The sequence below is a fragment of the Marinilactibacillus kalidii genome, assembly GCF_017599325.1.
GTDB lineage: Bacteria > Bacillota > Bacilli > Lactobacillales > Carnobacteriaceae_A > Marinilactibacillus > Marinilactibacillus kalidii.
Window position 1 is genome coordinate 21,345 of the sequence record NZ_JAGFVM010000040.1, and the last position, 20,229, is coordinate 41,573.

Consider the following 20,229-nt stretch of genomic DNA (forward strand, 5'->3'; position numbering starts at 1 on the left):
ATGATCAGTAAAAGTATTGAGCCTTTACTCGAGAATGAAGAAACTTTACTTATAAGAGATCTATTTGCCATCCCTCATAGAAAAATGTTAACTACGAGATACGATATTGCAGAAAAATCTACAACAAGAGAAAAATTAAGTTTAATAGACAGGAACAACTCAAGTAGTCCATCTTCATTAGTATTGATAAGCATTAAACTAAAAAAAATTATACCTTTAACAATTTCAGTATTATGGGTAATGATACTAATACGACCTTTATTTGCTGTCGATACTACCCTTATTGCTAATAGCTATAGCTATAGCTATAGCTGGCTGGAGCCTCATAAAGTAATTGCTGGGTTTATTATTTCTTTATTAGTAATTATTCTATTAACAAATAGTACATCTAGAAAAACTAACGAAAGACTTGAGGATATTTATAAAAAATTTGAAGTTATGAGCGCATTGTTCTCTTATGAAGATGATGTTCTACATGATATACAATCTGGAAAAGAAATAAGAATGTATAAACAAAATGAAAAAATGTTAAAAAACATAGATAAGGACAATGAATTTTCAAAAAAAATTATTTCTGAAAATTATAAAAAAATGCGGCTTGTATCCATAGCGTCATCTGGTTTTTTTCAAACAATTAATTATCTAATATTTGCTTATTTAGGAGTTCTTGTAGTAGTAGGGGCAATGCCAGTTGCGATGATTATTCAACTTTCAAGCGCAATAAGCCAGCTCATAACAGTTTTCCCTCAACTTTTTCAGAATGTTATGTCAGTTTTTTCATCACCAAGTACTTTGAACACATATTATGACTTCATGGATATGCCAGATCAAGAAGATAATGAAAGGCTACGTAAGGTTCTTATCTCTGAGTCGAATCAAGTAGAATTCAAGCAAGTAAGTTTCAGCTACCCCGATACGGAAAAATTAGTACTAAAGAATATTGATGCAACTTTTAATTTTGGTAAAAGGTACGCCATAGTCGGTGAGAACGGCAGTGGGAAATCAACCTTTATTAAACTATTAACTAGACTATATGAACCCACCAGTGGAGTTATTGAAATTAATAAAGAGGATATAAACAAGTTTGAAGTTGGTACATACTTGGATCAGTTAGGTGTCGTTTTCCAAGACTTTCAATTGCCTAATTTTCCTCTTGGCCAAAACTTATCTACTGATATAACTTATGATCGAAATAAAGCCAATTCACTACTAGAAAGAGTTAACTCAAAAACTTTCGTTGAAACCCTGCCACATAGTACAGATACAGTTCTAGGGAAAGAATATGATGCTTCTGGTATTAATATGTCTGGAGGCCAAGAGCAGAGATTAGCAATAGCACGTTCATTATATAAGGGTGCTAAATTATTGATATTAGATGAACCTACTGCAGCTTTGGATCCACTAACCGAGATAGAGATATTTGAAAACTTTGATAGTATTGCTGCTGGAAACACAGCTGTTTATATTTCTCATAGATTATCTAGTACTAAGTTTTCAGATGAGATTTTAGTTTTTGATAAAGGGGAGATTGTTCAAAGAGGTTCGCATGAAGAACTTTCTAAAATAGACGGTAAATATAAAGAATTGTGGAATGCACAGGCGCAGCATTATATTTAAATTTCATTAGTTACAAAATTGACTTTATTGAATTTATTTTAATTGAAATGAAAAGGAAAACCTTTTAAATATTAACTTGTTTAAATTATCGACTTGAGACTATTCTTCAATCTTATTGTATTATGGAGGAAAAATGATAATCCTTATTGTTAATGAATGAGGGTATCATTTTGCGACACAAGGAGTTTCTAAATAAGGTTAATTATTAATAAATTTAATAGCCTACTTTTTTACTAGTCATCTAGAAACAGGTGACTTTTTAAAGAAGTAGGGTTTTAATATTGATAAGATAGGAGTCGAATAATTCAAACAGGATATTTGACATATATTATACCAGTTTCAAAAAAGGTTAAGGAAAATGTTGAAAAGTTATTTTTAAACGAAAAAAGTAAGATTGATAGAAGTTAAGAAAAAACGAGAAACATTACTGCAATATCTAAACAAGTGTGCTTGCCAAATATAATAAAGGATAATGAATTAGATATAATTGTGTGGCCTGTTAGATTTAAAGCGACGGATATGAATGTAACTTAGCTAGAGTACGAACAGGTAAAAGACGGTGAACAATACTTTGATCGAGTCAAGCTACTGAATATCACTAAATGTCAGAAGGTTATAGAAGATACAATTCGCGAAAATCAATTGAAAGTTTTGCAATAGATTAAATACAAAAATCAACTAATAAAAGATGTTCGAACAAAAGTCCTATCCTCATCTATTCTTTGCAGTAATAGTTTGTCATTCTGTTGTAGTATCGAAGTTTTACTCTATAAATTGCGATATGTATGATATGCTAGTAAAAGGTGTTTTTAACAGAACGATGAAGGAGGGATACAGTGATTCAAAGAGGTACTGCCTTTATTATGGAGAGGGGAAACCCGTTTAAATGGGTGAGATTCTCTATTTTAACGCATACTTTGTTTGCGATCGGCAAAATTCTAATGAGTATATTGAGTTTCTCTGTTTTTCTTTTTATTCACTCTTTTTATAACGTATTGATTGTGAGAACCAAATACTTAGTGTTTCATACACATCGAGATAAGAACCAGCAATACTCAGATGCTGAGAAAGTCTATAAGATGATCGGTTATTCGATTATCATCATCAGTTTTATTTTTGCGTTTTATTGCATGCGACTCTTTCATCCGGAATACAATATGATCGCTTATCCTAAAATCGTTGGGATTTCAGTACTGATTTTTACGTTGATTGAATTGGTTATTTCTCTTTCTGGTATTGTAAGTGCTAGGATGGAACAGAATGTATTGGCAGAGGCATTAAAGTTTATCAATATGACCTCGGCGCTAGTCTCGATTCATTTATCACAACTAACGCTGGTTTCTTTTACAAATGCGGACTACCGAGTTTCCATTCATATCGGGATCACGGGTAATATAATTGGTTTAGCTATTTTAGGCATGGGGCTTTTTATGATTAAAAGAGCGTCTGTGATGTCATTGAATAAGAATAGAATACTTTAGAAGCGGTTCGTCTTAAATCGACTGACAAGCTTCTGATAAGCAGCGGGATCTTAGGATCACTGCTGCTTTTGTTATCAGTAAGCAAAATAAGCAAATACTCGTCTATCGGTATCTGCTTATTAGTATTTATCTATTCAATTTGAGAAAACATAATGTATCTTTAAAAAAGAGAAATGACTCGATCATTGAAATAATTAGTTGTTTGAGGTTTATCTTTGTACATAAGCAATACATCTTCATCAATACCCAACAATGATTCTAAGAAAGCTGAATGAATTGCATAGGTGTCTAGAAAATCATCTAAACTCAATAGATTATTTTCTAGAACAAGTGTCAGTAATGCACGTAACTTTCCAGGGCGTACGATAGGAATATCTTCGTCTAAAGGTTCTAATTTTCTATATTTCAAACGATTTAAAGCGGAATAAAAGTAACGATTTTCTTCAAAAGTGAGTAATCCTAGCTTATAAGCGCGATATTCTAAAGCTTGAATAGATACGTGGTAGTTCATTTTAAGCTCAATATAAGACTCAGGATTGGATTTTTTAGTAAGCGAATGGAAGCTTTCTATAAATTCATCTTCAGGTAGTAAGAAGTATGAGGCAAAATCATTCGCTTCCTTTTCAATTTGTTGACGTTCCTTTTTATCCAAACTATCCATATCGATATGATGATGCATGAGTAAGTGTCCTAATTCGTGTGCGAGATCAAAATTACGACGGACAGAGGATTTTTTCTCAGTACCAAGAATGATAAAAGGGATATCTTTCTTAGTCCAAGTACTGTAAGCATCTATTCGTGAGCCCATATTCTTTTCTAGTATATAAATTCCTGACAGTTCAAGCCTGTACAGTAGTTCTTTATTCTCAATGATACCCAGTTTTTTTCTAGCGATAGAAGCAACGTGCTCAATCGTATTTTTCTCAATCGAAGAAGAACGATACAGATATGTTTCGACATTTTTTCTTAGAGAAAAAATAGTTTGAGTAGGCAAAGCCACTGTCTTTTCAAACTTAGAAATAAAATGATTTACAAAATTGATATAAGTCATTTCCATTTTAGCTTTTTTCCTAGAATCACGATCTTCAGCGCTATAAGCTATGCGCTCGATATCAGCGACGTTTTCTATGAATGATTCTGTGTAAAAGAATTGAGGCTTGACAGAGAAAATCTTTTTTAATTCATTGATAATTTCAAGTTTAGGAATAGTGTATTGATTTTCAAATTGCCACACAGCTTGTTCTGTTACCTTGATCATTTCTGCAAGTTCTTTTCGGGAGAGACCGTTCAATTCGCGCAAGTCTTTCAATTTTTCTCCGTAAAACATGTTCAACACTTCCTAACTAAATTCATTAGTTGACCTTTTGATTTGGTCTCTTCGTCTGGAGTCATATTAAAAAAATTGTTCGTATGTACATTTCATAATTTACCATTCTTCAAAAAGTATAAACATTAAAATTTGATTTTTTTTAAAGTGAAAGATGATTAGTGCAACTTAGTGAATCTATAGTGCAAGAGAGCTTAATAAGATTGAAATACATTATTTGGGTAGGTAAACTTAATCTATCGTTATGAAAGGAGGAGCATATGAAGCTGAAGTTGGTTGAAGATAAAAGCTTAAAAGAAGCACTTGTTAGTATTGCATATGGGGTTTATGACAAACATATTCAGAGAGTAATTGATGTGGTGGAAGAAAGCCGTTTGCAATTGAAAGGCATTGTAGACGATTGCGAGCATCCAGTTAAGATTGGTGATATTTATTACGTAGAAACGGTAGAGAATAAAACTTTTCTTTATACAGAATCAAAGGTGCTTGAGAATAAAGAGAAATTGTATAAATTAGAAAAGCTATTGCAAGAGACTTCTTTTGTGCGTATCAGCAAGAGTGTTTTATTGAATATGAATTATCTGGAAAGCGTGCGTCCAATGCACAATTACCGATTAGAAGCGCATTTGAAAAATGGTGAAAAACAGGTGATCAATCGTCATTATATTCAACGTGTAAAAACGTATCTGGATCTATAAGAGAGGAGAGCATACGATGGGTAAACAATTTTTTTCAGACTATTTTGATACGATGACATTTATTTTTACAACGATTGTTTTTATAGCATCTTTGTTACATGTTTTTAACTTAATAAGCGTTGGAGATATGAGTAACTTTGTTTTAATTACTGCGGTTTTGACATTTGTTTTATCGTTGATTCCGTATCTGATGTCTCAATTAACTTTTAAATCTTGGTATATGTTTCATATATTAAACGCGACGGTTCAACTAATAGGACTATTTTCCTTAGGCATATTTTTGAGAGGAGGACTACCAACTTTAGGGAGTGCGCTGATCAGTATGGTGATTTTCTTTAGTCTTTATCTATTAAGTATGGCAAAAAAAATACATGAGCTTAAGCAATTGGCCGATATGATGAATGAACGACTTTGAGAATCATTTTCGGGCTGTGCATGTGTAGTTGGGACGCAATATGAAAAAAAGTGGAAAGAATCGAGTAGTGAGCTAGTTTTTGTGGAACACTACTCGAAGGTACATAGGTATAGAATGTTATAAAAACCCGATAGAATAACGTAGCGTATGTGGAAGGGGCTGCTAAGGTTGTGTTAAACTGATAGCAAGAAACGCTTTTCTTGCGGAGGTGTGACGAATGAGTAGAAAACTATTCTGGAGTTTAGCGATTGCTTATGCTTTGATAACCTTTTTATTGCATTTTGTCTTTCAGACAGTTATCGGAGGAATCTTAATGGCGTTAAGCTATCTGGCAATAGTCGTAACTATACTATATTGGATTTTTAATATTATTCGATTTGCGATTAGACAAGAGGTTTACAATCGTAAAGAAGATCAGGATAAAGAGAACTAACTGACGGATCTTTAAAAGATAAAAAGATGCTTTTTGTAATTGGGTTCAATTCGCCCTTGTATCTATCCGTTGGTTATTGGGGTATTTGTGTAGTATCTTTTATCGCATTAGTGAAACTGAAGTACAGAAATTACGACTAAAAGTTTATATTAGAAATTTTAATTTTTCTAGCGGTTGAAAATTTTTAAAGGAATATAAAATAGCGCTAATGATGGTGTGAATAAACCATCATTAGCGCTATTTTACGATACTCTTTTGGTACTAAAAGTAATTAGATAACAGTTGCTCCCAACGTATTCTCGAAGTGTCTCAGTGCCCACTCATGACCAGGCTGATCAAAACTCGCAACGGCTGCTTGATGAACAACGATGGAGAAACCTTTGTTATAAGCGTCCACTGCTGTATGCAAGACACAAATATCTGTACATACACCGATCAAGTGGACTTCTGTGATATTACGTTCTCTTAGTTTTGTTTCTAAGTCAGTACCATTGAATGCACTGTAGCGCCTTTTGTCTGTGTAATAAACAGTTTTAGCGGTTTTAATTTGTTGGTAATAAGCTTCCAAATCACCATAAAGCAGCCGTCCATCTGTTCCTTCGATATTGTGGGGAGGAAACAACTTCGTTTCTGGATGGTAAGGATCTTGTTCTGTGTGTTTGTCGATTGCGAAGGCAACAAAGTCATCAGCTTCATAGAATTCTTTAGTCAATGCCAACACTTTGTCGTGTATAGCTTGACCAGGCTCACCGCAAGTCAACGCACCATCCGTCGCAACAAAGTCATTCGTATAATCAATATTAATCAATGCTTTCATGTATCATTATCCTTTCTGATAGTAGTTTTGACTTTAGAGTATCAAATGTTGGAGATAAAGCAAGTCTTTGTTGGATAATAAATAAGCGTTGCGAAAATGATTGTGATGAAGGAAAGTGTTTGATATCATATGAAAGATATAACATGTTTAACAGTGAATTGAGTTACGACCGCTTTAATTAAAAAGCATAGGGGAGATTGCATGTTTATAGATAGAAAACAAATGAGAAAGACTGCGGATGAGTTAGTTAAAAATAATGCAAAAGTGGCATACGGTATTATGGTTGTTCCATTCATCATTATCATTTTGGTTAGAATAGTTATTTCCTTATTGGACATCTATTACTTAGTAGATGTTATCAACCTACTATATATAGTCGGCGTGCCATTCTTAATTTCTATTACGCTTTTTAAAGTTATTAAAAGCGAAGAAATTTCTTTTAAGAAAAGTTTGAGTATGGAGAACAAAGATAATTTACTGAGATACTATTTGGGGGCTTTACTACTCAATGTGTATGCATTCCTTTGGACATTACTTTTCATCATACCAGGCTTAATAAAGAGTTTTTCTTACTCGATGACACCATTTATTATGAAGGAAGATCCTTCACTTAACGCTAATCAGGCAATTACGCGTAGTCGAGAAATGATGGATGGCTATAAGAAAGATATATTTTTTATTTATTTTCGCTATTATATTTTGCCTGTTGTTCTAATGACTATTGGCGTTGCGGCTTATTCGGTGAGTTTTGTTGCACTTTTATTTGGTATTGAGGTGGTAGGCGCCTATATACTAAGTTTGTTAGTTTTAGGTATTATTAGTCCAATCATTGCTATCGTTCTTTTCATTAGAAATTGTGCTCGATATTATGCAGCTACAGCTATATTTTATGAAAAACTGACTAGGGAAAACACGATGAAAGATGTATTCTAAATCATCAGTAACTAAATAAAAAAGTTAAGTTGACAACCTTTTTATTCATTGATAAGATTATGAAAATCAATTGACTAGAAAAGGGTTTAGGATTATAAAAATTGAAGTTCGCTGAGTGTTAGATGATTAGACTTGTTGTCCAGAATAGGTCAAAGTGTCAGTAAATTCTTAGGTTACGTACACTGGTTAAGTTAGTTACTATAAAGAATTTTAAATCAAGGTAACAAAACGAGAAGTTTTTTTATTTTTCCGTCCTTGCACAAGTCTAGTTGTGCAAGGACGGATTTTTAATATCATTAGGGGGAGAAAGCTGAAATGTCATTAATTGTTAGAACGGGACCGCAAGAATATGAGTGTCGAACTGGTGTGTTGGAGACACTGACACACCGAGTGCATCAATATAAAAAGGTTGTATTGATACATGGTACAACCTCTTGGGATAGCGCTAAACCCTATTTAAAAGGGCTTATAGAAAGCGACGTAGAATACCAATTGAGTCCATTTAACGGAGAATGTACCTACGCAGAAGTAGATCGTATCGTAGCACTTGCTGAGGAGAGTAAGGCAGATGTGATTATCGGTGTGGGCGGTGGGAAACTCTGTGATGCAGTGAAATACGCGGCTGTTAAAGTAGCTGGTTTACAGTCCATTTTGGTGCCAACATTAGCCAGCAATTGTGCGCCGTGGACGCCGTTGAGTGTAATGTATGATGAAGAAGGAATATGTCTTGGTTTTGATATTCATAATGAGCAAGTAGGGATGTTGTTGATTGAACCAGCGCTGATTATGAATTCTCCGGTGAATTACTTTATTGCAGGGATAGCGGATACCTTGGCGAAATGGTATGAATCAGATGTCATTTTATCGCAACCAGCGCATCAAACAAACGCTTTCTTGCAAATGGCTCGCGCGGCAGCACAACAGTGTCGAGATGATATCGTTCAACATGGACTTCAAGCAGTCTCTGATATGCGCGCACAAACCTTGACGCCAGTATTCACACAGATTATAGAGACGATTATTGCAATCAGCGGACTAGTTGGTGGTTTAGGAGACAGCTATGCTAGAACCACGATTGGACATGCTGTACACGATAAAATAACGATTTTTCCAGAATCTCATGCGTTCTTGCATGGCGAAAAAGTAGCTTATGGTGTCATGGTTCAACTTGCATTCGAAGATAACTGGAGTGAGATTGACAAATTGAGCAATGTTTACGATGAATTGGCTTTACCCAAATCACTAAAGGATCTCGAACTAGGGCAGTTGTCTGAAAAACAAATCAAAGCTTTTGCTGATGAAATCGTTCAAGATGAAATACTCGTTAGTACTGGCTATCCGGTCACGCATGAAAGTCTCTATCAATCAATGATTGCTTTAGAAGTCTATATGAAATCAACATGATAAAGCATCAGGTTACTAGAGATTGAAAAGTATGTTTGAATAATAAATGATTTCTCAAAAAATCCTCCAAAGGTTGCGTAATGACGCCACTTTTGGAGGATTTGTATTTACTTGAAAAAGATCACTCGATTTAATGTATGAAATCATTTTTTAAAAGGTAGTATTCGTTCATATCTCTATATTGATCATGTAAAACCATATCTTGTAGCTTTGTACCAACTAATTTAAAGCCCGTTTTTAAGGCGACTTTATTGCTGGGGATATTTTCGACATCAGCAAAAATAACTAACTTGTTTAGCTTGAGAATCTCAAAACTATACGTACAGATTTCTTTAACTACTTTAGAAATAATATTTTGACCAGCATAACTTGAATGGATCCAATAACCAATTTCTGCTTTTCCATTAGTGAAATCCATATTGTGTAAATCGATACAGCCTATGATTTTATCGTCTTTAAAGATAAAGAACAATTTATCGGTTCCATTTGCGGCACCGTTCATTTTCATTTTGATGTAATCTTTTTGAGTGCTTGAATCGACAGAACTGTCCACAAAAGTCAAAAAAGCTCTCAAGTGTTCTCTGTCGGAATCGACCAATTTAAAAAGTTCATCAGCCATAAGTAGTTCTGGATGAATCAAATCCAAATTTTGTTCAACATTTAACCCCATATATTGTGCCATACCATTCTCCTTCTAATACTGTACTTCTCAATGTAGTATAAATCTCTTGATAAATACATTTAAGCTTATAAAAGGGGGAAATGCAAATCCTACTGATTGATCAATTTAGTGATGCTTTTCTCAATGCGCCAATGATTAGAGAGAATCAACAAAATTTCTTTTACAAAAGGAGGCAATGAGTCAGAAAAATCATGAAGTAAAAAGAGAATTAACAGCTGAAAAATCTGAAAATACTTTTTTTATATGTAAACGTAATCTTCTGATTTTTCGAAAAAAAGCGCAACAACAGTCATCTATATTATGGTATTATTATTAATTATAAATTAGATTAACACTAAAGGAGTTTAGGGATGGAAGGGTTTATGGAGCAAGTCATGAAAGTCAATGAATTTGTGAATGATATCGTTTGGGGCTGGCCATTATTATTATTGATTTTCGGAACAGGTATTTTTTTAACAGCGTATACTGGGTTTGTATCATTTAGAAAATTTGGCTATATTATCAGACAGACATTCTTCAAAATGTTCAATAAGAATCAAGTTGGTGAAGGTGAAATAACGGCTTTTCAAGCTGTTTCAACAGCCTTGGCAGCAACAGTCGGAACGGGAAATATCGCTGGTGTGGGGACAGCGATTGCCATTGGTGGACCGGGTGCGGTTTTCTGGATGTGGGTAGCCGCATTATTTGGAATGACGACAAAGTACGGAGAAGTGGTGTTATCCATCAAATACCGTGAAAAAACGGCAGATGGACGTTTTGTTGGGGGACCGATGTACTACTTAACAAAAGGGGCCAATATGAAATGGCTTGCGATCGTCTTTGCAGCATTTGGAACACTCGCAACATTTGGTATCGGAAATATGGTGCAATCGAATTCCGTTGCGGATTCGTTAAATGCGACTTTTGGAATTGATCCATTGATTACTGGTATTGTTCTAGCAGTTCTAGTGGCACTGGTGATTCTAGGTGGGATTCAATCGATTGGAAAGGTCACTGAAATTATTGTACCTTTCATGGCAGCTATCTATATTATTGGTGGTGTAACCATCATAGTGCTGAATATTACATTGATACCAGAAGCATTTAGAGTCATTTTTCATGATGCATTTACAGGAACGGCTGCGACAGGTGGATTTGTTGGCTCTTCAATTATGTTGTCTATTCGCTATGGGGTTGCTAGAGGTGTCTTCACAAATGAGGCCGGACTTGGTAGTGCACCCATTGCACACGCCGCAGCGACAACGGATCATCCTGTTAGACAAGGGTTATGGGGTGTCTTTGAAGTCTTTGCAGATACGATTGTGCTATGTACGATTACTGCACTTGTCATCGTCATGACAGGTGCTTATGATACAGGGCTAGATGGTGCGCCTTTGACAACAGCCGCCTTTGAAGAAGGACTAGCTTATGGTGGTTACGTTGTTACATTTGGTTTGATTTTCTTTGCCTTTTCTACATTGCTCGGTTGGTCATATTATGGGGAACGGTGTATGGAATTTTTATTCGGTCCTAAATCAATTATGATTTATCGTTTAGTCTATTTACCATTGATTGTTGTTGGATCAGTGGGTGGTCTCCGCGCTGTATGGGCTTTGGCTGATACATTGAATGGGCTTATGGCCTTACCAAATCTGATTGGACTTCTTTTACTGAGCCCGATGATCGTGAAGCTCACGAAAGAGTATTTTGGTAAAGACGGAATCTATGAAATCGAAGAGAAGAAAAAATAAATTTTTAGAGCCTCTATTGTAGAGGCTCTTTTTTTGAAGAGGATGTACAAGAGGGGAAATCGTAAATATTAAACAAATGAGAGGGAAATAATTGCATTTTTACAGCAAATAAGTGATAATATCCTAGTGACAAATGACTATTGGATTAAAATCGTTGTTTGTTAAAATAAATGAGGAGTGAAACATTATCGATACAAAAATAATCAGAAGCAAGGCAAATGAAATTGTTAAAAAGAACAGGTTGATTACATATGGTTCCATTTTTGTGCCACCTATTCTAATCTATGTAATAATGCTCGCTGCTCTTATTATCCCCATCATGAATGAAAGTATCTTTTGGGCGATTACGCTCGTATTGATTATTAGTTTGGTAGCTGGTATTATCCCTTTCTTGATAGCGAGTATCCACTTGAAGCTAGCACGAAATAAAGCATTAAACTTTAAAGAAAATGTGACGGGTGAAATCAGAAATAATGGTATCCGTTATTTCTTGGGTAGTTTATTAATGCAAATCTACATCTTTTTGTGGGCGCTACTATTTACGATTCCAGGTATGATTAAGCAGTACTCCTACTCAATGACTCCCTATATAATGAAAGATGATGAGGCAATCAGTCCTAATAATGCAATTACAGCAAGTCGCAAAATGATGGATGGACATAAGGTATCTCTGTTCTTATTACATTTAAGATATGTATTACCACCGTTTTTACTATATCTATCGTCATTGATTATTATCGTTATCGTCCTAAGTTTATTTCCAGAGAGTACTTTTGATGGTGGCGCAGGAGTCGGTTTAGTAATAATTACTGGATTGTTATTCGCTATTGCCATAATAGCTTCAATTATTATAGCGATAAGAAATATGCCTCGCTTAAATGTCGCAAATGCACTTTTCTATGAAGACATTCGTGGGGAGAGTCACTACGCTGTCGATGAATCCTTACCTGAATGGGAAGAAGAATTTTAATAAATAGAACATACAAAAAGGAAGGATCGCTTAAAATAGCGTTTCTTCCTTTTACTATTTGTTGTAAAGATGAATCTTGAAAATGTAAGCGCTATTGATTTCGAATGATAACGTATGCTATACTGTATTTACATAAGCAAGGAATGTTACCCGTACGGGGCATAACCTAAATTCATCTTGAGAATTTCTCGAGATGAGTTTAGGTTATTTTTTTTAAAAGGAGGAAAAGGGTATGTTGAAAGGATCAGTTAAAATAGGTATGGGGTTTGCGTTAGCTGGATTAGTATTAGGCGGATGTTCAAATAATGAGGAAATGAGAACGGATGCAGATTCAGTAGAAGAAAGTGCCCAAAATGAAGATACAAAAAAGGATAATGATCAAACGATTCGGGATACGCAATTTGGTCAAGTAAAAGGTGTTAATGAAGCGGGGGTCTACAAGTGGTTAGGTGTACCATATGGTGGAGACACGTCTGGAGAGAATCGCTGGAAAGCACCGGCAAATCCTGAGCCTTGGTCAGATGTGTTCGATGCATCGGCACCTGGAGATGTTGCACTACAGTTAGGTGCGGAAGGTGTAGATGGATCTGAACAAGCGTTGAATCTAGACATCTACCGCCCTGAAAATGAAAAAGAAGCATTACCAGTACTTGTTTACATCCATGGTGGAAATAACCAGACAGGCTTAGCACAAGAAATCTCAGGTGCGTCCTTTGCACGTAATCAAGATGCCATCGTCGTTTCTGTAAACTATCGGTTAGGGGCTATGGGCTTTAATCCCTTACCTGCGTTGAAGACAGGGACGTCAGAAGAAAATTCCGGAAACTATACTATGCTGGATTTAGTAAAATCACTTGACTGGATAAAAGAAAATATCGAATCATTCGGTGGAGATAGTGAAAATGTCACAGTTTCAGGATTCTCGGCTGGAGGACGAGATGTAATGGCGATGTTGATTTCACCGTTATTTGAAGACAAATTCGATAAAGCCGTTTCTTTCAGCGGCGGAATGACGATTGCAGATGAAGAGAATAGTCAGGGCGTATTTGCCGAGGCAATTGCGCCACTTGTGGTAGAAGATGGTATAAAAGAAACAGCAGAAGCAGCGAAAGCATGGTTGTTAACTGATGATGTGGCTGTTAAAGAATATTTAATTGAACTTGAAGGGGATCGCTTAGTCAGTTTTATGGGGGATGCCGGTATCCGAATGAATGTCTTTCCACATCTTTACAATGACGGAACGGTCATTCCTAAAGAAGGATTTGATACTGAGCAGTACAATGAAGTCCCTTTGCTGATGCTAACTGGTGGAAATGAATTTTCATTGTTTGGAAGGTTTGATCCTTTCTTTGGCGAATACGTAGCGGATGGAACAATTGATTCGGATGAAGCGATTTCTGCACAGTATGATTTTATCAATCAATATGGTGGACAGTTATATAGTCTATTTAATGTAACAGAATCGGCTGAAAAAATGAAAGAGCAGTATGATGCATCCATTTATGGAATGGAGATCAACTTTGGAGAAGATCCGGCGGTTGTGGGAGAAGATATGGCTAAACTCGGTTCTTTCCATGGTGTTTTTGTACCGCTACTTGATACAGATAATCAGAACTATGCTACTTTAGTGGGTGATGCATATGAGACAGCAGGCGCAAAAGCGCTCGGAGAAACGTTCCAACGTTACCTTTACCAATTTATGGAGAATGGCGATCCCAATGGTGAATCGTTGACTGAATGGACAGAATGGACAGCAGAAAATAAAGAGATATTATTTTTAAATGCAGATCAGTCAGACGCTACTGCAGAAATGGGACAAAAAGATTATACGTACGAAGATGTGTTAACCGCTATTAAAGCGGACAAAACAGTTAGTGACGAAGAAAAAGAAGTATTGATCTCTGAAGTATTGAACAACCGTTGGTTCAGCGGTAGATTAGACGAGGAATACGGGAATGTCGCTGATTTTGACAAATAACCATTAAATCATTGGACGATTTCGATAGCTATCGAAGTCGTCTTTTTTCATTAAACTACATCATTAATCAAATAGACGTCCGGTAGAAAACAAGCTGCTTAAACATTTGCTTGTTTTCTTGATCCGTTACTTATAAGATTAGTTAAACCGCATTGCTTCAGCACTAAGTGAGAGGCTTAATAGACAGTCATAGGAGTGATAACGATGAAAAAAGAAAGCTCGAATGGTCATCGTCTCTATTTGACGATCGGATTGATACTAGCTACCATTGGCCTTATTTATATCGGTGCCTATGTGCTTTATCTCAAAGCGTATAGTGCAAGAACGTTCACACTGACCTACTCATTGATTTACTTCCAGTTGGCCCGTCCAGTTTTTTTCATCTTTTCTTTCGCAGTACTCACTAGACTACTCCTAGCAAGTCCAGTGGTCACATTACCTCAAAGCTATAGTCGTTATGCAAGATACATACTTGCTTTACTTATTTCACTATATGCAGTGCTGATGATCATATTGTATTTCCCTGTTTTTCTATCTGTACCCTTTGAAATCGTGTATTACCTACTATTACAAAGTCCATTATTATTTATATTGATCGGTATTTTCTTGAGTCTGAGTATATCGATAAAGCGTGATGAAAATTAAAATGAAATAGAGTAGGGAACTGGAAAAGGATAGCGTTAACGAAATGGCTGAATGATATTCGAATATGGCGACGAAGAGATGATTAATTTGCTTTAAGAGAGTATAAAGGAGGAAGAATATGAAAAAAGAATTTAGAACATTGACATATGGTGCCGAAATGACCGATGGCGCAATGAGATTAAAAGTTGAAACACAAAAAGAAGGGTTATTCGCGGATGGCGTCGAGGTCAAAGCAAATGTAGATATGGAAACAGGCGAAGTCAAATTTTTCATTGATCCTTCAGATTTAGAAGCAATACAGGATTAAAAAGCATTCAAAGTATAAATAAAAGCCAGAAGTGAGCAGTTACGCTGACTTCTGGCTTTTTATTTTAGTTTTTATTGATCCGTTTTTAAAGCATCTTTTTCTTTGTCGCTAACAGTGACTGAAGAATCAGTTGATTTTGATCGTTCTTCTTCAGCTAGTTTTTCAGCAACAGCTTCTACAAGTGCTTCGTCTTGTACTCTTGTCTGAATAACTTCACCAATGATATGATCATCTGTAACTTTTTGCAATTTCTGTTTAACAGCTCGTTCGATCAGGAATTCCTGTCTTAGACCCAAATAAAGTGAATAGATCATTGCGAGTAAGATAAACGTGAAAGGCAATCCTGTAATGACAGATGCCGTTTGTAATGCAGATAATCCACCACCAACAAGTAATGTCGCAGCGATGACACCTTCAATCGCAGTCCAGAAAATACGTTGTGGAATTGGAGAATCAAGTTTACCACCTGAAGTTAAATGATCAACAACAAGTGAACCAGAGTCAGCAGAAGTAACGAAGAACACGACAACCAATATGATACCCACAAATGATAAGATGGATGATAAAGGCAATCCTTCAACCATTGCGAACAAGGCAAGTGACTCGTCGATACCTACAGCAGCAGCTAAGTCAGTAATACCATTCATTTCTTGGAAGATGGCTGTTCCGCCGAATACGCTCATCCAGATGAATGAAATGGCTGTTGGAATCAAGACAACGCCGATAATGAATTCTTTAACGGTACGTCCTTTTGAAACACGCGCGATAAACATACCAACGAATGGTGACCATGAAATCCACCAAGCCCAGTAAAAGATCGTCCAAGTACTTTGCCAGTTTGTATCCCGGAAAGTTTCGGTCCATGTACTCATTTCAATAAAGTGAGATGCGAAATAACCGACATTTTGAGTGAACCCACTTAAAATGTAAACAGTGGGACCAGTAATCAATACAAATAGTAAGAATACACCAGCTAAGACCATGTTGATCTCGCTTAGTCGTTTAACACCGCCATCTAGTCCCATGACAACGGAGATAGTAGCAAATCCAGTAATGACGATGATCAAGATAACTTGTACAGTCGTACTAACGCTGATACCAAATAAATTATTCAGCCCAGCATTAACTTGCGAAACACCGAGACCAAGAGAGGTTGCTAGTCCCATCAGTGTAGCAAGTACAGAGAGAATATCAATGATATTTCCCCAAAATCCGTAGATTTTGTTACCGATTAATGGATAGAACAATGATCGAATCGTCAGTGGCAAGCCTTTGTTATAAGAGAAGAAAGCTAGACCAAGTCCAACGATTGCATATATTGCCCAAGGGTGAATACCCCAGTGGAAGAACGTCGAAGCCATAGCTGACTGAGCAGCACCGGGTGAATTCGGTGAAACGGAATCAAACATTGGAGAAGGGTTACCCAAATGATTAATGGGTTCCGCGACACTCCAGAACAATAGACCGATTCCCATTCCGGCACTTAATAGCATGGCATACCAGGCAAATCTAGAAAACTCCGGTTTGGCTGTTTTACCGCCGATAACGATTGAACCATAGCGGCTAAAGGCAAAATAGAGTCCGGCAACAATAAAAATGTTAGCCGCGAAAATCATGAACCAACCAGTAGAACTCGAAATAATATCGAGGGTTCTGATAAAGAATTGTTCGGCTTGTTCTGGGAATACCAATGTGATTGCGATAAAAATCGCTAATATGATAAATGCGGGAATGGTTACTTCGGGATGGATATCAAATCCGAACCCTTTCCAGTTTCTTTCGCCTACTTCTTCTTTGCCTTCTTCATCGAATAAGGATACAGTTGGTCTGATTTGAAGTCCTTTGAATCGTTCTCTTTGCTTGATCGCTTCTTTTCGAGCTTCTACTTCTTCTTTACGAAGTTTTTTAGCTAAGAGTCGTTCTGATTCGAGCCTTTTCTCAAACTCAGTCTGCTCTCTAGGTGGTCGTTTCTTTTTCTCGGGTTTCTTTTTCTCAGGTTTCTTTCTTTCCAGTTTCTTTTTCTTGTCTTTCTCGTTATCCATATCTTACCGTTCCTTTCTTGAATTGTGGTGAGAGGAGATTGATCGAATCAAACGTTACAAAAAGCAACCGCTGACTGACAATGATTCAACTCTCGTCGTAAGTAATGTCCTATAAATATGCATCTTACCTATATTAACATGCTGAACGTTATCTTTCATCAAAGAATCACTCGGTTTTTCTAATAAAACACTTACATACTGAAAATAGTAGGAATCGGTTCTGTAATAATGTTATTACCTTATAAAATTGAGGAAGATGACCAATGGTGATCATCTAAATAGTTACAAAAACGATTAATTCAATTGTGCTTCGAATGCTTCTTCCGAAAAAAACGTTTCTCCTTGCCAGATCCACGATGGGTCAGTTTGAGGTGAAGGGATATAGTGATTGTCGTGAAAAGATACACTCGGTTTTTCTGCTATCATATGACTGATAAATAAGCCGCTAGCGGAATTAGTCAATTCATTCTGGATAACCTCCGTTGACTCAACGTGATGCTGGAACAGAAGTTGTCCGCCTTCTAGATCAGCAGTATCATTCTTTTGTAAAGTATTTCCTTCTATTAAAGTGTTCGTCGTACCGCCTCGTTCTGAATCATAACCACCTAATGAGATACCGGTGTAAGTGTTCTCGTAAACCTCGTTCTGCCGTATAAAGATTTTATCTGCAGTTTTCCCAAAGTGTTCAGAAGTTGCTTCAATGCCGATATCATTTTGATAAACCGTATTCTTTTCGATAGTGATCTGTTGTCCGCCATCTACATAGATTCCCCCAGCACTATATTCGTTATAGCTCGGATTGTTATAGCTAGAGTTATGGTGAACGATATTTTCGCTAATCACACCGTCTCTAGCACGATCCAGTTTAGCCTGACGAGCTATGCCTTCATAGCCAATTACATCGATTGCGATATTATCAGTATGATGTATAAGGTTTTTACTGATTGAAAAATCACTAACGTTCCCGTTTACTACAAGAGCTTCACTCAATCCTAACTTCAGATCCGTCAATGTATTTTGATGGATATCAATTGCCTCGATTGAATCGTCTCCATATACAGCAATCCCATGTGCGTTCCCGTTTTGTACACGAGTTTCGATAGATTGAATCAAGTTATTGGATAATGTGATATGTGAACTATCTCCGGTTACGAGCATACCGATAACAGTTTTGTCGACTAATTCAGTAGAGAGGTTCTCAAGGGTTAGACCATCAATCGTTAGATAATTACATCCTTCAATCATCACGAGCGCTTGGTCTTCTTGCGTATCTTCGAATCCTTGTCCGCTAATGATCGCTGATTCATTTTCATATGCCTGAAAGCGAATCGGCGCTTCAGCTGTCCCACTATGCTGGATGACCAGTGGTTCTGTATAAGTTCCTTCTCGAATATTGACAACTGTTCCAGGAACAGCTCTTTCAGTAGCTTCTTCTAGACTGGCTAATGGGGATTCGATTGAACCAGTGTTTTCGTCATTTCCTTTTGGAGAAACAAAGAGTGTACTTGGTTCGTAAGCGTTAGTCTGGATCTGTTGTTGCCAAGTCCAAATGCCTCCAACAACTAGGGTAATTAAAAAAAGCATTCCTATTATTTTTTTCATTTAATAAACCTCACTTTTAACCTTGAATGATCTATCGTTAGACTAGTATAGCTTATTGAAAGGCGATATAGCATGGAATAAACGTGAATTGTAAAATTAAGCTAGACAAATAAAAAAGCCATTCGTGGTACACTCAAAATGTATTTTCCGACCAAAGAAAACATTAGGAGTGATCACGAATGACCTATTCCCATATTACCACGGACGAGCTTGTATTGATAGAATCGTATTACCATAATAATGTATCAACCGCTAGAATCGCTCAATTGATTAATCGTTCAAGGCAAACTATCCATAACGTCGTTACGGCTTTAAAGCAAGGTGTTACAATTCTTGACTATTATCGACAATACAAATTGAATAAAAAACGTTGCGGACGAAAGAAAATCATTCTTCCTATTAAACAACAGGACTATATCAAGGATCAAGTTGCTAAAGGCTGGACGCCCGATGTCATTATTGGTAGATCGGAACAGCCTATTGGATGCTCGGTCCGAACGCTTTATCGTCGATTCAATGAACACCTATTCGACGAAGCTTTACTTCCCATGAAGGGAAAAAGAAAGCCCAATGGTCATAAAGAACGTCGAGGAAAACAAGCATTTAAAAGAACGATTGAAGAAAGAACAACCGATTATCCTTTATTTAAGGAAGAGTTTGGACATTTGGAAGGAGACACCATTGTTGGTGTACACCACAAAAGCGCCATTATAACGTTAGTCGAAAGACTTTCGAAAGTCATCATCACGTTAAAACCAGAAGGACGTAAAGCAGTTGATATAGAAACCACCTTGAACCAATGGTTCAGTTCTATTCCCAAATGTCTATTTAAGTCCATTACTTTTGATTGTGGTAAAGAGTTCTCAAACTGGAAGTCAATCTGCAACCAACATGATGTGTCCATTTATTTTGCAGATCCAGGTACGCCTTCACAAAGGGCTTTGAACGAAAATTCAAATGGTTTACTGCGACGAAATGGCCTACCTAAAGAAATGGATTTTAATTTAGTAGATCAGAATTTTGTATCAGGCGTAGCCGATAGACGAAACCGAATCCCTAGAAAATCACTAAATTATCAAACACCCTTAGAAGTATTTTTGAGTTATATTGATGGGTCGTATTTGTCTAGCTTATATTGACAATTCAGA

General features: G+C 36.4%; 18 protein-coding genes. 13 read left to right on the forward strand and 5 right to left on the reverse strand.

The window, feature by feature from the left end:
• Both J5J05_RS09635 and J5J05_RS09640 read left to right on the forward strand, forming a co-directional pair.
• The gene (locus J5J05_RS09635; RefSeq protein ID WP_208560477.1) at positions 1–1,617 is read left to right on the forward strand and encodes an ABC transporter ATP-binding protein; all 1,617 of its coding nucleotides are present in this window, start codon (positions 1–3) and stop codon (positions 1,615–1,617) included.
• 836 nt (positions 1,618–2,453) lie between these two features.
• Positions 2,454–3,098 carry a hypothetical protein gene (locus J5J05_RS09640; protein WP_208560478.1) on the forward strand — a complete coding sequence of 215 codons (645 nt, stop codon included), beginning with the start codon at positions 2,454–2,456 and terminating at the stop codon, positions 3,096–3,098.
• Between the two features lie 160 nt (positions 3,099–3,258).
• On the opposite strand, the gene J5J05_RS09645 is transcribed toward J5J05_RS09640, so the two are convergent.
• Positions 3,259–4,425 (reverse strand): spr1629 family repressor/antitoxin, encoded by a 1,167-nt coding sequence (locus J5J05_RS09645; RefSeq protein ID WP_208560479.1) that lies wholly within the window; start codon positions 4,423–4,425, stop codon positions 3,259–3,261.
• Between the two features lie 260 nt (positions 4,426–4,685).
• On the opposite strand from J5J05_RS09645, the gene J5J05_RS09650 reads away from it, so the two are divergent.
• The 3 genes from J5J05_RS09650 (at position 4,686) to J5J05_RS09660 (ending at position 5,971) form a co-directional block, all read left to right on the forward strand.
• Positions 4,686–5,123, forward strand: a complete 438-nt coding sequence (locus J5J05_RS09650) for a LytTR family DNA-binding domain-containing protein (RefSeq protein WP_208560480.1) — start codon at positions 4,686–4,688, stop codon at positions 5,121–5,123.
• A 16-nt stretch (positions 5,124–5,139) separates the two neighbouring features.
• Positions 5,140–5,538, forward strand: coding sequence for a hypothetical protein (locus tag J5J05_RS09655; protein ID WP_208560481.1), 399 nt, complete (start codon positions 5,140–5,142; stop codon positions 5,536–5,538).
• 217 nt (positions 5,539–5,755) lie between these two features.
• Positions 5,756–5,971 (forward strand): hypothetical protein, encoded by a 216-nt coding sequence (locus tag J5J05_RS09660; RefSeq protein ID WP_208560482.1) that lies wholly within the window; start codon positions 5,756–5,758, stop codon positions 5,969–5,971.
• A gap of 271 nt (positions 5,972–6,242) precedes the next feature.
• Here J5J05_RS09660 and J5J05_RS09665 read toward each other — a convergent pair whose 3' ends face one another.
• Positions 6,243–6,788: a cysteine hydrolase family protein gene (locus J5J05_RS09665; protein ID WP_208560483.1), complete on the reverse strand. Its 546-nt coding sequence runs from the start codon at positions 6,786–6,788 to the stop codon at positions 6,243–6,245.
• Between the two features lie 201 nt (positions 6,789–6,989).
• Between J5J05_RS09665 and J5J05_RS09670 the strand changes: the two genes are divergently transcribed.
• Together J5J05_RS09670 and J5J05_RS09675 are read left to right on the forward strand one after the other, a co-directional pair.
• Positions 6,990–7,721, forward strand: coding sequence for a DUF975 family protein (locus tag J5J05_RS09670; protein WP_208560484.1), 732 nt, complete (start codon positions 6,990–6,992; stop codon positions 7,719–7,721).
• A gap of 315 nt (positions 7,722–8,036) precedes the next feature.
• Complete coding sequence (locus J5J05_RS09675) at positions 8,037–9,125, forward strand: iron-containing alcohol dehydrogenase family protein (RefSeq protein ID WP_208560485.1); 1,089 nt, start codon at positions 8,037–8,039, stop codon at positions 9,123–9,125.
• A gap of 130 nt (positions 9,126–9,255) precedes the next feature.
• On the opposite strand, the gene J5J05_RS09680 is transcribed toward J5J05_RS09675, so the two are convergent.
• A complete protein-coding gene (locus J5J05_RS09680; RefSeq protein ID WP_208560486.1) occupies positions 9,256–9,807 on the reverse strand; it encodes a GNAT family N-acetyltransferase in 552 nt (183 codons plus the stop codon).
• 350 nt (positions 9,808–10,157) lie between these two features.
• Here J5J05_RS09680 and J5J05_RS09685 point away from each other — a divergent pair, with 350 nt between their 5' ends.
• The 5 genes from J5J05_RS09685 to J5J05_RS09705 all read left to right on the forward strand — a co-directional run bounded on the left by J5J05_RS09685 (position 10,158) and on the right by J5J05_RS09705 (position 15,437).
• Positions 10,158–11,537 carry an alanine/glycine:cation symporter family protein gene (locus tag J5J05_RS09685; RefSeq protein ID WP_208560487.1) on the forward strand — a complete coding sequence of 460 codons (1,380 nt, stop codon included), beginning with the start codon at positions 10,158–10,160 and terminating at the stop codon, positions 11,535–11,537.
• Between the two features lie 265 nt (positions 11,538–11,802).
• Positions 11,803–12,507: a DUF975 family protein gene (locus J5J05_RS12975; RefSeq protein ID WP_208560488.1), complete on the forward strand. Its 705-nt coding sequence runs from the start codon at positions 11,803–11,805 to the stop codon at positions 12,505–12,507.
• Positions 12,508–12,739: 232 nt separating this feature from the next.
• Positions 12,740–14,485: a carboxylesterase family protein gene (locus tag J5J05_RS09695; RefSeq protein WP_208560489.1), complete on the forward strand. Its 1,746-nt coding sequence runs from the start codon at positions 12,740–12,742 to the stop codon at positions 14,483–14,485.
• Between the two features lie 204 nt (positions 14,486–14,689).
• Positions 14,690–15,130, forward strand: coding sequence for a hypothetical protein (locus tag J5J05_RS09700; protein ID WP_208560490.1), 441 nt, complete (start codon positions 14,690–14,692; stop codon positions 15,128–15,130).
• Positions 15,131–15,248: 118 nt separating this feature from the next.
• Complete coding sequence (locus J5J05_RS09705) at positions 15,249–15,437, forward strand: hypothetical protein (RefSeq protein ID WP_208560491.1); 189 nt, start codon at positions 15,249–15,251, stop codon at positions 15,435–15,437.
• A gap of 71 nt (positions 15,438–15,508) precedes the next feature.
• Here J5J05_RS09705 and J5J05_RS09710 read toward each other — a convergent pair whose 3' ends face one another.
• Both J5J05_RS09710 and J5J05_RS09715 read right to left on the reverse strand, forming a co-directional pair.
• A complete protein-coding gene (locus tag J5J05_RS09710) occupies positions 15,509–17,479 on the reverse strand; it encodes a BCCT family transporter (RefSeq protein ID WP_208560492.1) in 1,971 nt (656 codons plus the stop codon).
• A gap of 294 nt (positions 17,480–17,773) precedes the next feature.
• A complete protein-coding gene (locus J5J05_RS09715; RefSeq protein ID WP_208560493.1) occupies positions 17,774–19,081 on the reverse strand; it encodes a right-handed parallel beta-helix repeat-containing protein in 1,308 nt (435 codons plus the stop codon).
• Between the two features lie 179 nt (positions 19,082–19,260).
• On the opposite strand from J5J05_RS09715, the gene J5J05_RS09720 reads away from it, so the two are divergent.
• Positions 19,261–20,220 (forward strand): IS30 family transposase, encoded by a 960-nt coding sequence (locus tag J5J05_RS09720; protein ID WP_208559100.1) that lies wholly within the window; start codon positions 19,261–19,263, stop codon positions 20,218–20,220.
• Positions 20,221–20,229: the final 9 nt, after the last annotated feature.